Genomic DNA, 13,087 nt, shown 5'->3' with positions numbered 1-13,087 from the left:
TTTTATGATTGAAATTTATGTCTAAGATTAAAGACCTTTTAATATTTTTTCAGTATCGGTTGTGTCCTGACCTGCTGCTTTTCCTAAAGCGATAGATTTTTCTGCCCAGATTTTAGCATTTTTCTTGTCACCTATTTTGTTGTAAAGGTTTGCCAGTGTATCTGTATTTGCATATTCTTCTTTTTTCTTTACAGATTCCTGAGCCCATTTTACAGCAGTCTCAAGAGATGATTTGGTAATGACGTTTTCAAAGAAATTCCATGCTAATGAGTTGAGCTCTTCAGATCCTGCAGCAGAATAGTCTTTATACAATTCTAAGCTCAGTTTTTCATAGGTTGCAAAATCTTTATTTCTCAATGCTCTGCTTGCTTTTGCTCTCATAAGCATTTTTTCAGCTTCTTCTTTGCTTAAAAATTTCTGAGCTTCCGTAAGAAAATAATTGTCATTCCACGTTTTGTTCTCGACGTTATATGAATTTTTAAAAATCGTATTTAATTTTAAATTTTTATCAAACGCTTCATACTTTTCAACAGGAAGCAATTTGGTAATATCCGCTTTTCTGGTCTGAAAAGTTTTATACAAAGGGCTTTCTACGTTTTGTATTCCTGAAAAAAGCATTTGGATATCTTCCTGATCAAATTCATTTTTTGAATTAAAGTAACGATCCAAAACTCTTCCTGTGAAGTCTGCATCATTGTACATCGTAAGACCTGCAAGGTTTTTCAGAAATTCGGGATTATTTTCTCCTTTTTCAAATTTCTGTTTTAGAGCGGGAAGCGTTTTACTCGGATCTTCCGCATCTTTTGCAAACTGGATAAAGTCTTTTTCTTCAACATATCCTAACGTTCTATGCACCTCTTCACCATCTCCGTTGATGAATAAATATGTAGGGAAAGCTTTTACGTTATATTTTTTAGCTAAATCAATCCCTTCGCCTTTTTCCATGTCAATTTTTGCATTGATAAAACGAGCATTGTAATGGTCGCCAACAGGTTTTAAAGGAAAAACATTTTTCACCATCAGTTTACAGGGTCCGCACCAAACCGCGTAGGCATCTACAAAAATCAGTTTGTTTTCTTTTTTGGCCTTTGCTAAAAGGCTTTTAAAATTACCCTCTTCAAATTTAATCCCTTGTCCGAATGCAATTGCTGCAAAGAATAGTAATGATAATATTGCTGTTTTTTTCATGAATTTTTAATTGAATACAAATGTAATAATTATAGAAACATAAGCCTTTATAATTGTTACAAATGGAAATCATTAACGAGATATAATTAAAATATTTTTACTAAAGAAAAAATCCACAGAAATTTCTGTGGAAGTATTTTATCTCGAACCTCCTACTTTAGTATTCGGACGTGATTCTTTGCTTTCATAATCTGTGGGCTTCACAAGAGTATCTTTTGCCAGATTTTCAGCATCTGACTTTACAGGATTTTGTTCAGAATTTGCTACTGCAGAATCTCCAAGATCATTTCGCATCGCATCTTTATTATGCTCTTCTTTAAATTCTTCTCTATTTTCTTTTTTCTGAGCGCAATTTCCTAAAAATAAAACGCTTAGAATAGCTCCTATCCACAATTTTTTCATAGTATATTTTTTAATATTATATTTTCAAATATAAAAAAAATCCGCAGAACTTTCATCTGCGGATTTTGCCATTTTTAGATCAGATTTTTATCTGGTAGCAGGTGACGCTGCAGAATCTACTTTCATAGAGTCCATCGGTACGGTTGTCGTTGTCATCGTGTCAGCTACAGGTGGTGCAGCCGGCATCGCCGTATCTGTCGCTGTAGAATCTGTGTTACTGGACGACATCTGTTTTTCTTTAGTACCGCAGCTTGCTGCAATAAATCCAATTCCTAAGGTTAATAACAATAACTTTTTCATAATATAATTTTTTATGGTGTCGGTGATAAGCATTCAATAATTATTCCGAAAAGTTTTGTTTTATAACGAATAAAAGGTGATAGATATTAATTTTCTGTTAAATTTTAAACAAAAAAAACCCTGAAAAAAAAATTCAGGGCTGTATTTTAAAAATAAACAATAACGATTATTGCTAATTATCCCAAATATGGATATTTATAGTCTTTTGGAGAAACAAAAGTTTCTTTGATACTTCTCACAGAAGTCCATCTCAAAAGATTCATTTTAGAACCTGCTTTGTCGTTTGTTCCTGAAGCTCTGCCACCACCGAAAGGCTGTTGCCCTACAACTGCACCTGTTGGTTTATCATTAATGTAGAAGTTTCCCGATGCGTTTTCTAAAGCTTTGAAAGCTTCATCAGTTGCATATCTGTCTTGTGAAAACACAGAACCCGTTAATGAGTAAGGTGACGAAGAATCTACGATTTTAAGAGTTTCTGTCCAGTCCTGATCTTCATAGACATAAACAGACAAAATAGGTCCGAAGATTTCTTCCACCATACTTTCGTATTGAGGATCTGTAGTTTCAATTACAGTAGGACTTACAAACCAACCTTTAGAATCGTCACATTTGCCACCTATAATTACATTAGCATTGCTTGATGCCTCAGCTCTTTCAATGTAACCTTTGCATTTTTCGAACGAATTTTTATCGATTACAGCATTGACAAAGTTAGAAGGATCCTCAGGTGAACCCATTTTAATTGAATTGATCTGAGTTTCCATTACTTTTTTCACATCTTCCCAAAGTGATCTTGGAATATATGCTCTTGACGCAGCAGAACATTTCTGACCCTGATATTCGAAAGAACCTCTTACCAAACCTGTGGCTACCGCTTCAACATTTGCAGAAGGATGAGCAATAACGAAATCTTTTCCACCGGTTTCTCCAACGATTCTTGGATATGTTCTGTAGTTGTGAATATTGTCACCAATCATTTTCCACATTCCCTGGAAAACCTTTGTAGAGCCTGTAAAATGAAGTCCGGCAAAATCTCTGTGCGCCAGAACTTTCTCGGCAGTTTCTTTTCCGTCTGTGAAAATCATATTGATTACACCAGCAGGAAGACCAGCCTCAGTTAGAACATCCATGATTACTTTTGCAGAGTAGATTTGCTTGTCTGAAGGCTTCCAAACCACAACATTTCCAAGCATTGCCATACAAGCCGGCAAATTTCCTGAAATCGCTGTAAAGTTGAATGGAGTTACTGCAAAAACAAATCCTTCTAATGGTCTGTATTCCACACGATTCCAGATTCCTGTGTCAGAAACCGGCTGCTCAGAATACATTTCTGTCATGAATTCTACGTTGAATCTTAAGAAATCAATGAATTCACAAGCTGCATCAATTTCTGCCTGATGAACATTTTTAGACTGTCCGATCATGGTTGCAGCGTTGATAACATCTCTGTAAGGTCCTGCCAAAAGATCAGCAGCTTTTAAGAAAATGGCTGCGCGGTGTTCCCAGCCCAAGTCGTTCCATTTTTTTTTGGCAGCTAAAGCAGCGTTGATGGCATCATCTACATGCTGCATCGTACCTCTGTGATAAAACCCGAAATCGTGAGCATGATCCTGAGGAGACTGAAGCTGAACTTTATCGTCAGTTTTTACTTCTTTACCATTGATAACCATTGGAATTTCTATCTTCTGTGCCCACATTTTTTTGTATTGAGCGATCAGAGATTTTACTTCCGGAGAACCAGGCTCGTAAGAATTTACCGGTTCGTTTACTGCAAATGGTACTTGCGAAATTGCTTTTGACATAGTATGTTGTATTGTTTGATTTTTGCTTTTTACAAATTTACAACTTTTAAAATTTATGTAAAGAATTTGAATTCTGCTTGCAAGTGAATAATGAATATACGAGAATTAATCAATTGATGTGTGCAGCGAATTGGACATTCACACTTCACCGTCTCACATTTTCTCGTTTTCCAGAATTTTTAAAACCAGTTTCTCCTCATGCGTAAGTCCTGCTTTTCCATCGTTTTCCTCAATGACTTCAAGTGCATCAAGATATTTTTTGATAGAGTTATTTTCGTATAAATTGATCACTAAAGGATGAACATAATATTTTCGGCAGACAGTACTTGTATTGCCAAGATGTGAAGCCACAATTTCCAAGGCTTCTTTTACTTTTTTCTTATATTGGGTACTGTTTTCGGCATAACCGATTTCCTTAAAAGCAATCAACGCATTGACTGTTCCTGACCATGTTCTGAAATCTTTTGCGGTAAAGTCTTCACCACTTAATTCTTTGATATATTCATTGACCATTCCAGAATCTACAGCATGCCGGTTTCCCTCATCATCATAAAACTGGAATAGTTCTTTCCCTGGAATTTCTTTGCATTTCGTAATTAATTTTGCCAATCTTTTACTGTTAAGATCAACATCATGCATTACTCCTTTTTTGCCTTTAAATGTGAAATTAATTTTTTGTCCTTCTACTTTTACGTGTTTTCCTTTCAAAGTAGTTAGACCAAAAGAACCATATAATTTTTCGTAAACGCTGTTTCCGATTCTGATATTAGTACGCTGCATCAGACTGACGATCAATGCCATTATTTTTCTTTTTTCGAAATTTTTTAAAGCTAAATCTTTCTCCAGCTGAAGACGAATTTGTGGCAAGGAATAGCCAAATTTAAGCATTCTATAAAATTTGGTATGATTTCTTAATGCACTCCAAAGCGGGTGATATCGATATTGTTTTCTTTGTAATGCGTCATAGCCTGTCGCCTGAAGATGACCATTATCCAAGGCACAGATCCAGACGTTTTCCCATGCCGGAGGAATAACCAGACTGTTGATCCGTTTAATTTCTTCTTTGTTTTTGATTTTTTCCCCGTCTTTGAAATACAGATATTTTTTACCTCTTTTTCTGCGTATAATACCGGCTGTCTCTGCATCGGAAGTGTAAATGAGATTTACTGCCTTTGCAGAAGCTACCGGATCCTTCATAATCTTAACAATCTTCGACGGCTTTAGGTGAGAAATAATCTCCTGGTCTGATTGATCCATAAATATTTGGTTAAGAGTTCTTACCCCTAGAAAAAAGCCATAATAGTAAGGCTACGATGCCAACAACAACAATTATTCCCCACCACATACCGGCTTTGAAGATTGTTTCTACTGCTTCACAACTCGTTAATAACAGTATGGTAAAAATACTCATGCTGTATAGAGACAATTTTTTCATAATAGTATATTTTTAGTGATTATTAAATTCTTTGATGATCCGGACGCCAATTTTTAATTGACTTTTTAATCTCATCCCCTGAAATATTTTCATTCAGTGCTTTGTATAAAAGTTCTTTAAACTCATCATCATAAGCAAATCTAAGTGCTGCAATCTGTCCGAAATTAAGTTTCTCACATACTTCGTCTGATCTTTTACTAAAAATTTCAAAGTATCGCTGTTTAAATTCTAGCCTTACGAGACGGTTTTGCAAACCAAGTGCATAATTTTGTCTCAGCATAATTGCCAGGTATAAAAGCAAAAAAATAATGACAGAAAATAAAATCCATGTTAGTTGATGTACTGAGTCATTATAAATTTTATAAATTCCATATCCTTCTAAAACCAGAAGCAACGGAAGATAAATAAAATGATGCGGGGGGTAAAACTTCCTGTGATTTTGGTAATTCTGCGTTTTCATTCCTAATTTATAGCAATAATCTTTCCAAAATTATATAATGTATATAGTCAAAAACTTTATTAATTTTTATTTAAAGGTAAAATGTTTTACTAAATTAGCCTTAAAAAAGAAATGGAACATCAAGAACTAAATAAAGAAAGCATTATGGACAAGTACTTAGATTATGTCCTTACCAACGGAAAAAGACCAATCAATGTATATGTTTTTGCAAAAGATAATGGATATTCTGAATCTGAATTCTATCAGTTTTTTTCTGGATTTGAAACGTTAGAGAAAGAATATATGGTTTATTTTTTCAATAAATCTTTAGAACTGAGCTACCAGATCGAAGGCTTTGAATATTTTACAGCAAAAGAAAAACTGCTGAATTTCTATTATATTTTATTTGAAAACTTTAACATGAACAGATCACTTGTGATCACACTTTTGAAAACGGATCCGAAATCAAAGTTCAGAAATCTCAATGCCCTGAAGAATAAACATATAGAATTTGTAAGAAATATTCGTTTCGAAGAGTGGAAGATTTTGGAAAAAGCGTCACCACGTCTGAAAAATATAGGTGAAAAATCAAGAGAAGAAGTTTTATGGAAACATTTTTTATCGATCCTTGATTTCTGGGTTCAGGATCAGTCTGCAGCTTTTGAAAAAACCGATCTGTATATAGAAAAATCCATAGATACAGGTTTTGAAATTATAGAAAATCCTTTGATCGACAAAGTTTTTGACCTGAGTAAATTTTTATGGAAAGAAAAATTCCAGACTTCTTAATTTAAATTTAAATAATGAAGACACTAGATAAAATCCCCACAGGGAAAGTAGAACGGGCGGGTAATCTTCTGAAAGCCGGAGCTAAAGTAGGGATGAATTACCTGAAATATTATGGTGATAAAATAACCAAAGATGAAGCTGAAGCTAAAGAAACCTTAAATAAAAATAATGCTGAAGATATCTATGACAGTTTAAAAGAATTGAAAGGTTCTGCCTTGAAGGTAGCACAGATGCTGAGCATGGAAAAAAACATGCTTCCTGCTGCATACGTTGAAAAATTCTCCCTGTCACAGTTCTCAGTTCCGCCTTTGTCTGGAGCGTTGGTAAAGAAGACGTTCAGAAAATATTTTGGTAAAAATCCTGAAGAAATTTTTGATGATTTTTCAGTAGAATCTGTCAATGCGGCAAGCATAGGACAGGTGCATAAAGCTAAAAAAGACGGGAAAGAACTTGCCGTCAAAATTCAGTATCCCGGAGTGAGAGAAAGCATTTCGACAGATCTGAAAATGGTGAAACCTATTGCCATGAGAATGTTTAATATCAAAAAAGAAGGTTCAGAAAAATATTTTGAGGAGGTTGAAGAAAAACTTTTCGAAGAAACAGATTATATTTTGGAACTTAAACGCAGCCAAATATTTTCAAAATCTTGTGAGCATCTCCCCAACTTAAAGTTTCCGAATTATTATCCTGAATTATCCAGCGAGAAAATACTTTCTATGGATTGGATGAATGGGTTGCATTTTTCAGAATTTTCAGCAAAAAACAACAGTCAGCAAACACTTGATTTATTGGGGCAGACTTTGTGGGATTTTTATATGTATCAGCTTCATATCCTCAGAAAACTCCATGCCGATCCGCATCCCGGGAATTTTCTTGTTTCTGATGAGAATGAGCTGTTAGTCATTGATTTTGGTTGTATCAAAGAAATACCTGAAGATTTTTACATTCCTTATTTCGAGTTAGCCGATCAGAAAAACCTCCGCAATCCAGACTTTTTCGAGAAAAAATTATACGAATTAGAAATTCTTACGAATGATGATTCACCAGAAGAAAAAGTTTTTTTTACAAAATTATTTTTTGAGATGCTTGAGCTCTTTACCAGACCTTTTAATGCAGTTGAATTTGATTTTTCTGACGAAAGTTTTTTCCAGGAAATTGCAGATTTAGGTCAGCGATATGCAAAGGTCAGCGAAATAAGAACGATGAATACCAACAGGGGTTCCAGGCATTTTATTTATATGAATCGTACATTTTTCGGGTTGTACAATATGATGCACGATCTGAAGGCAAAAAATGTAAAAATTAAAAATTTTGAAAACTTCAAAAAAGATATCGAAATCAGATCTGCCACACAAGATCTGTCAGGTTTGTAAGCTTCCTTTCTCATGGCGAAAAAAATGGGAGAAGAACTGGGATGATGTAAAATACTGCAGTGAGAAGTGCAGAAGAAGTAAAAGTTTAATGTAGAGATCAACAAAATGACTGAAAACCCGACTGACAGAATCATAGAAATGGCTTGGGAAGACAGAACTCCCTTTGAAGCAATATTTTGGCAATTTGGATTATCTGAAAAGGAAGTAATTGAATTGATGAGAGCTGAGATGAAATCTTCAAGTTTCAGAATGTGGCGAAAAAGAGTGCAAGGAAGAACTACAAAACATTTAGTAAAAAGAAATTTTCTGGAAGGTAGATTCCGGTGCAGCAGACAACGGACTATCAGTAATAATAAAATATCAAAAAGATGAAAAATATAGTTTTAGTAGGAACCGGGAAAGGCATTGGCAACGAAACGCTGAAGCTGCTTTCCGGTAAATACAATATCACATCACTTTCACGGTCAAAATTTGACTTCAGTCATAACGAAAACACAAAGCATTATGAATTTGATACTTTAAAAGACGATTTTTCAAGCATTGAATTTCCTGAAGAGATTCATGGTCTGGTCTATTTTCCGGGAAGCATTAATCTAAAACCCTTTAATCGTCTGACATTAGACGATTTTAAAAATGACTTTGAAATTAATGTTTTGGGAGCAATCAAAACGATCCAGTTTTTACTTCCCAATCTTAAAAAATCACACGATTCGAGTATCGTTTTGTTCAGTACAGTTGCTGCGAAAATAGGGATGCCCTTTCACGCTTCTGTAGCAGCAGCCAAATCAGCTGTTGAAGGTTTGGTAAAAAGCTTTGCAGCAGAATATTCTTCTCAGAATATACGATGTAATGCGATTGCTCCCTCGCTTACAGATACGTCATTGGCGCAGGGTCTTCTTTCTACCGAAACTAAAAAAACTTCTGCAGCAGAAAGACACCCTCTCAAAAGAATAGGAGACCCAAAAGAAATGGCAGAAATAGTGGGATTTCTCTTATCTCCCGGCAGCAGCTGGATGACCGGTCAGATTATTGGGATTGATGGTGGAATGAGCTCTCTGAAATTGTAAATTCGCAAACATGGATACTAATTTTTTCATCAAACTGGTCGCAGAAGTTCAGGAGTTTGAGCAGTCTACGCACTATAAAAATGGACAGTCTATCGACGATTTCCGGGTCTGGATGAATGAGAAGGCGTACCAGAAAGAAAATCCGACAAATTTATTTCTTAAACATCAGCACAAGGTTTTTGATCTTGAAAACGAAATTTGCAAGCAAATTATTCTTCTTGGTAGATTTTCAAAGCAGATGGTTCGCCGCGGACTGAATGATTTTCCCATGCTTGCCAATGAAGAGTTTACTTATCTTTATCGTTTGATGGACTATGATTCTCTCACTAAAATGCAATTGGTGGAAAAAAATGCCCATGAAAAACAGACAGGTCTCGAAATTATAAAGAGATTGATTAAAAATGGTCTTATCGACGAATTTCAGGATACCGATGACAAAAGATCAAAACGCTTGAAGGTAACTGTTTTAGGAAGAGATGTTTTCAGTAAATCTGTACAGGATGTTACTTTCACTTCAAGAGTTCTTTCAGCAAAGTTGTCCAATCAAGAAAAGCAAAATCTATTAGAAATTTTAAAAAAATTAAACGATTTTCATTTTACGGTTTATCACGATCATAAAAACGCAGATATTAAAGAAATCAATGCACTGATTTAGATTTCTTACATAATTCAGCGGAATCAATACCGCGGTTTTTTATAAAAATTCTTACCTTCACGTATTAAAAATTATATAATGACTTCAAAGGAAAAAGTAGCTGCACTTCGTGAGGAGATGCAAAAAAATAATATTGATGCATTTATCATATACTCTGCCGATCCGCACATGAGCGAATATTTACCATCAGAATGGCAAGAAAGAGCTTGGTTGTCGGGTTTTACAGGATCTGCCGGTTTTGTGGTAGTTACAAAAGATAAGGCAGGACTTTGGACTGACGGAAGATATTTTACACAAGCTCCTACAGAACTGGAGGGTTCGGGAATTGATCTTTTTAAAGATGGTATGGAAGGAACTCCGAATTATATCGACTGGATGATTTCTGAAATTCCTGCCGGCGGAAAAGTAGGTGTAAATGCCTTGGCGACTTCTCATGCAAACTGGGAAATGCTTTTTGAAAAATTACATTCAAAGAATATAACATTAGTGGATTGCCCTTTGCTTAAGGAAGTTTGGAAGGAAAGGGGAGAGGTGTCTAATAATCCAATTTATGTTCATCCGGTTGAAAGAGCTGGAAAATCTGTTAATGATAAACTTGCAGCCATTCGCCAGAAAATGGAGGAGCAGGAAGTAACCGTTCATATCATTTCAAGTCTTGATGATGTTGCATGGACATTGAATTTGAGAGGTAGTGACGTGGAAAGCAATCCGGTTTTTTTAGGATATATCATTATTACAAAAAATGACGCATTTTTGTTTACTGACCTTGATAAGATGAATGTTGACGCAAGAAAGCAAATGACCGACTCTTGGATAAAAATGATGCCCTATGAAGAGTTTTACAGACATCTTAGCAGCATAAGAAACGAAAAAGTTTTAATTTCTCCGAATAGCAATCAGTCTATTTTTGAAGCTTTGAAAATTGGAAATCAGTTTGTAAAAGCTGCAATTCCGGGAAATTTGATGAAAGCTCAGAAAAATGAAACGGAATTGGAAGGTTTCAGAAAAGTAATGGTGAGAGATGGCGTTGCAATGGTAAAATTTCTTTATTGGCTTACCCAAAATGCAGGAAAACATTCTATGAATGAATATTCTATCGGTCAAAAACTGAAAAGCTTCCGTGCTGAAGGAGAAAATTTTGTCGGAGAAAGTTTTGGAAGCATCATAGGTTATAAAAAGAATGGTGCAGTGATTCACTATTCTGCAAAATCTGAAGGAAGTAATGAAGTGACGAATGATGCAAGCATTTTGGTCGATTCTGGAGGACAATATCTTGAAGGAACAACGGATATTACCAGGACTTTAGCTTTAGGAGCGGTTTCTGAAGAGTTTAAAATAAATTCTACTTTAGTTCTGCAGGGCATGATCCGTTTATCAATGGTGAAATTTCCAAAGGGAACAAAAGGAGTTCAATTAGATACTATTGCAAGACTTCCATTATGGATGAATGGTAAAGATTATCAACACGGTACGGGTCATGGTGTAGGAAGCTTTATGAATGTACATGAAGGTCCGCAGAATATCAGAAAAGATCTCAATCCTCAGGAACTGCTTGTAGGAATGGTTTGTTCAAACGAACCGGGTTTTTATGTAGAGGGAGAGTACGGAATTCGTCATGAGAATCTTATCGCAGTAAAAGAATTTGAAACTACAGGTTCAGGAACTTTTTACGAGTTTGAAACATTGACATTCTGTCCGTTCTTTAAAGATACAATTGTTAAAGAGATTTTGTCAGTTGAGGAAATTCAATGGCTGAATGATTATCACAGAACTTGTGAAGAAAAAATTGCTCCGCATTTGGAAGGTGAAGTTAAAGACTGGTTTTTGGAACTGGTGCAGCCTTTGTAAAAGGATATATATATATATGATAAAGAAGCCTATATCCTTTGATGTAGGTTTTTTTTAATTAGGATAATTTGTATTATGCTAATCTAACTTATGTTATTCTCAATCTTTCTAAATTATAATAGTAATATTTTAGTTATTCTTTAGGCGCGGCGGCGAAGCCGCCGCGCCTAAAGAATAAAAATCAAATACCAGAAAGCAGTTTCCACTCTCCTAGAATTTACCCTAAAACCGCTATCTTTGCAAAATGAATCACGACACAATCTGCGCATTGGCAACTGCAAACGGAATTGGTGCCATCGGAATTATCAGGATTTCGGGCGATGATGCAATTCCTGTAGCTGCTAAAATTTTTGATGGTAAAAATTTGGAAAAAGTCCAGTCTCATACCGTTCATTACGGATTTATAAAAGATGAAGATGAGGTGATTGATGAGGTGATGATTTCTGTTTTTAAAGCTCCGAAAACTTTTACAGCAGAAGATTCTGTGGAAATTTCTTTTCACGGCTCACCACATATTGCTAAAAAGATACTTGAAGTTTTGATTAAAAATGGAGCAAGAATGGCAAAAGCAGGTGAATTTACCATGCGTGCTTTTATGAATGGCAGAATCGATTTGAGTCAGGCAGAATCGATTGCAGATCTAATTGCTTCTGATAATGAAGCATCCAGAAAAGTTGCCTTGAATCAGTTGAAAGGCGGAATTACCAATGAAATTTCATTTTTGAGAACTGATTTGTTAAATTTTGTCTCGTTGATTGAGCTGGAATTGGATTTCGCAGAAGAAGACGTAGAATTTGCGGACAGATCTGCTTTAAATCTGCTGCTTGACAAAATTGAAACCAAATTAAACTCCCTAATTGACAGTTTCCAGTACGGAAATGCTATTAAAAACGGAACTGCGGTCGCTATCATCGGGAAGCCAAATGCAGGAAAATCTACTTTACTGAATGCTTTATTGAAAGAGGAAAGAGCGATTGTAAGTAATATTGCCGGTACAACAAGAGATACGATTGAAGAAATTCTTCATATCAAGGGACATGCATTCCGATTGATTGATACAGCGGGACTGCGCGACACAATTGATGAAATTGAGGCAATCGGCGTTAAAAAAGCCAGAGAAAAAGTAGAAAATGCCAATATACTTGTTTATTTAGCAGATGCAGCAACCGAAGATTTTTCTGATGACATTCTGATGATAAAATCTTTGATACGAGATGATCTGAAGCTCATCATTTGTGCCACAAAAATTGATGAAGTTTTACCCCATCAATATGAATCTGTAGAAAGCATTTTCAGGAAAGAAATATTGAGTGATTTTGATTTTATAACCATTTCGGCCGTTGAGAACCAGAATATGCAGGATTTAAAAGATGAATTATCTTCCTATGTTGAGCAGCTGCAATCTGAGGAAAGTAATGTGGTTATCACCAATCAGCGTCATTTCGAAGCATTAAAAAATTCTTCAGATGCCGTAAGTAAGGTAAAAGAAGCCATTTTATCACAGATTTCAACAGAATTATTGGCATACGAACTAAGAAATGCATTGGAATATCTTGGTGAAATTTCCGGTGAAGTAACGAATGACGAAGTGCTTGGGAATATTTTTTCTAAATTTTGTATCGGCAAATAAGCGCACAAATTCAAACAAACTAAAACAAATAAACTATCTGATTTTGAGCTGGTTAATTGAAATTAATTTCTTTTCAATTAATTTGGTTTTGATCTGTATTTGTAAAATTTGTCCCTTATTTGTCCCTCATATTCATAATAATTAATTTTTTTTAAACAA

General features: G+C 35.1%; 14 protein-coding genes. 8 read left to right on the top strand and 6 right to left on the bottom strand.

Annotated elements, in window-relative coordinates:
* Positions 1–27 precede the first annotated feature (27 nt).
* The 6 genes from K0U91_RS01410 to K0U91_RS01385 form a co-directional block, all read right to left on the bottom strand.
* Positions 28–1,188 (bottom strand): thioredoxin family protein, encoded by a 1,161-nt coding sequence (locus K0U91_RS01410; RefSeq protein WP_220180140.1) that lies wholly within the window; start codon positions 1,186–1,188, stop codon positions 28–30.
* A 138-nt stretch (positions 1,189–1,326) separates the two neighbouring features.
* Positions 1,327–1,590, bottom strand: a complete 264-nt coding sequence (locus K0U91_RS01405) for a hypothetical protein (RefSeq protein WP_219971012.1) — start codon at positions 1,588–1,590, stop codon at positions 1,327–1,329.
* 87 nt (positions 1,591–1,677) lie between these two features.
* On the bottom strand, positions 1,678–1,890 hold the full coding sequence (locus K0U91_RS01400) for a cytochrome C551 (RefSeq protein ID WP_220180139.1): 213 nt from the start codon (positions 1,888–1,890) through the stop codon (positions 1,678–1,680).
* 176 nt (positions 1,891–2,066) lie between these two features.
* Positions 2,067–3,692 carry an L-glutamate gamma-semialdehyde dehydrogenase gene (gene pruA / locus K0U91_RS01395; protein WP_220180138.1) on the bottom strand — a complete coding sequence of 542 codons (1,626 nt, stop codon included), beginning with the start codon at positions 3,690–3,692 and terminating at the stop codon, positions 2,067–2,069.
* A gap of 153 nt (positions 3,693–3,845) precedes the next feature.
* Complete coding sequence (locus K0U91_RS01390) at positions 3,846–4,949, bottom strand: DNA topoisomerase IB (RefSeq protein ID WP_220180137.1); 1,104 nt, start codon at positions 4,947–4,949, stop codon at positions 3,846–3,848.
* Positions 4,950–5,149: 200 nt separating this feature from the next.
* On the bottom strand, positions 5,150–5,587 hold the full coding sequence (locus tag K0U91_RS01385; RefSeq protein WP_220180136.1) for a DUF6526 family protein: 438 nt from the start codon (positions 5,585–5,587) through the stop codon (positions 5,150–5,152).
* 144 nt (positions 5,588–5,731) lie between these two features.
* Between K0U91_RS01385 and K0U91_RS01380 the strand changes: the two genes are divergently transcribed.
* The 8 genes from K0U91_RS01380 to mnmE all read left to right on the top strand — a co-directional run bounded on the left by K0U91_RS01380 (position 5,732) and on the right by mnmE (position 12,928).
* On the top strand, positions 5,732–6,355 hold the full coding sequence (locus K0U91_RS01380; RefSeq protein ID WP_220180135.1) for a TetR/AcrR family transcriptional regulator: 624 nt from the start codon (positions 5,732–5,734) through the stop codon (positions 6,353–6,355).
* Positions 6,356–6,369: 14 nt separating this feature from the next.
* The gene (locus tag K0U91_RS01375; protein WP_220180134.1) at positions 6,370–7,728 is read left to right on the top strand and encodes an ABC1 kinase family protein; all 1,359 of its coding nucleotides are present in this window, start codon (positions 6,370–6,372) and stop codon (positions 7,726–7,728) included.
* Positions 7,685–7,822, top strand: coding sequence for a DUF2256 domain-containing protein (locus K0U91_RS01370; protein WP_219971227.1), 138 nt, complete (start codon positions 7,685–7,687; stop codon positions 7,820–7,822). The genes K0U91_RS01375 and K0U91_RS01370 overlap by 44 nt, the downstream gene beginning before the upstream one ends.
* 11 nt (positions 7,823–7,833) lie before the next feature.
* Positions 7,834–8,100 carry a TIGR03643 family protein gene (locus K0U91_RS01365; RefSeq protein WP_219970999.1) on the top strand — a complete coding sequence of 89 codons (267 nt, stop codon included), beginning with the start codon at positions 7,834–7,836 and terminating at the stop codon, positions 8,098–8,100.
* On the top strand, positions 8,097–8,795 hold the full coding sequence (locus K0U91_RS01360) for an SDR family NAD(P)-dependent oxidoreductase (RefSeq protein ID WP_220180133.1): 699 nt from the start codon (positions 8,097–8,099) through the stop codon (positions 8,793–8,795). Before K0U91_RS01365 ends, K0U91_RS01360 begins: the two co-directional genes overlap by 4 nt.
* A 10-nt stretch (positions 8,796–8,805) precedes the next feature.
* On the top strand, positions 8,806–9,450 hold the full coding sequence (locus K0U91_RS01355) for a MarR family winged helix-turn-helix transcriptional regulator (RefSeq protein WP_220180132.1): 645 nt from the start codon (positions 8,806–8,808) through the stop codon (positions 9,448–9,450).
* Between the two features lie 78 nt (positions 9,451–9,528).
* On the top strand, positions 9,529–11,298 hold the full coding sequence (locus K0U91_RS01350) for an aminopeptidase P family protein (RefSeq protein WP_220180131.1): 1,770 nt from the start codon (positions 9,529–9,531) through the stop codon (positions 11,296–11,298).
* Positions 11,299–11,542: 244 nt separating this feature from the next.
* On the top strand, positions 11,543–12,928 hold the full coding sequence (gene mnmE / locus K0U91_RS01345) for a tRNA uridine-5-carboxymethylaminomethyl(34) synthesis GTPase MnmE (protein ID WP_220180130.1): 1,386 nt from the start codon (positions 11,543–11,545) through the stop codon (positions 12,926–12,928).
* Positions 12,929–13,087 lie beyond the last annotated feature (159 nt).

Origin of the sequence: Chryseobacterium sp. LJ668, assembly GCF_019613955.1 — a bacterium.
Lineage (GTDB): Bacteria > Bacteroidota > Bacteroidia > Flavobacteriales > Weeksellaceae > Chryseobacterium.
This window is presented reverse-complemented; position numbering and strand designations above follow the sequence as displayed.

Excerpts from the sequence above, each read along its gene's own strand:
- K0U91_RS01410 (WP_220180140.1), bottom strand. The coding sequence starts at position 1,188 with ATGAAAAAAACAGCAATATTATCATTACTATTCTTTGCAGCAATTGCA.
- K0U91_RS01405 (WP_219971012.1), bottom strand. The coding sequence starts at position 1,590 with ATGAAAAAATTGTGGATAGGAGCTATTCTAAGCGTTTTATTTTTAGGA.
- K0U91_RS01400 (WP_220180139.1), bottom strand. The coding sequence starts at position 1,890 with ATGAAAAAGTTATTGTTATTAACCTTAGGAATTGGATTTATTGCAGCA.
- pruA (WP_220180138.1), bottom strand. The coding sequence starts at position 3,692 with ATGTCAAAAGCAATTTCGCAAGTACCATTTGCAGTAAACGAACCGGTA.
- K0U91_RS01390 (WP_220180137.1), bottom strand. The coding sequence starts at position 4,949 with ATGGATCAATCAGACCAGGAGATTATTTCTCACCTAAAGCCGTCGAAG.
- K0U91_RS01385 (WP_220180136.1), bottom strand. The coding sequence starts at position 5,587 with ATGAAAACGCAGAATTACCAAAATCACAGGAAGTTTTACCCCCCGCAT.
- K0U91_RS01380 (WP_220180135.1), top strand. The coding sequence starts at position 5,732 with ATGGACAAGTACTTAGATTATGTCCTTACCAACGGAAAAAGACCAATC.
- K0U91_RS01375 (WP_220180134.1), top strand. The coding sequence starts at position 6,370 with ATGAAGACACTAGATAAAATCCCCACAGGGAAAGTAGAACGGGCGGGT.
- K0U91_RS01365 (WP_219970999.1), top strand. The coding sequence starts at position 7,834 with ATGACTGAAAACCCGACTGACAGAATCATAGAAATGGCTTGGGAAGAC.
- K0U91_RS01360 (WP_220180133.1), top strand. The coding sequence starts at position 8,097 with ATGAAAAATATAGTTTTAGTAGGAACCGGGAAAGGCATTGGCAACGAA.
- K0U91_RS01355 (WP_220180132.1), top strand. The coding sequence starts at position 8,806 with ATGGATACTAATTTTTTCATCAAACTGGTCGCAGAAGTTCAGGAGTTT.
- K0U91_RS01350 (WP_220180131.1), top strand. The coding sequence starts at position 9,529 with ATGACTTCAAAGGAAAAAGTAGCTGCACTTCGTGAGGAGATGCAAAAA.
- mnmE (WP_220180130.1), top strand. The coding sequence starts at position 11,543 with ATGAATCACGACACAATCTGCGCATTGGCAACTGCAAACGGAATTGGT.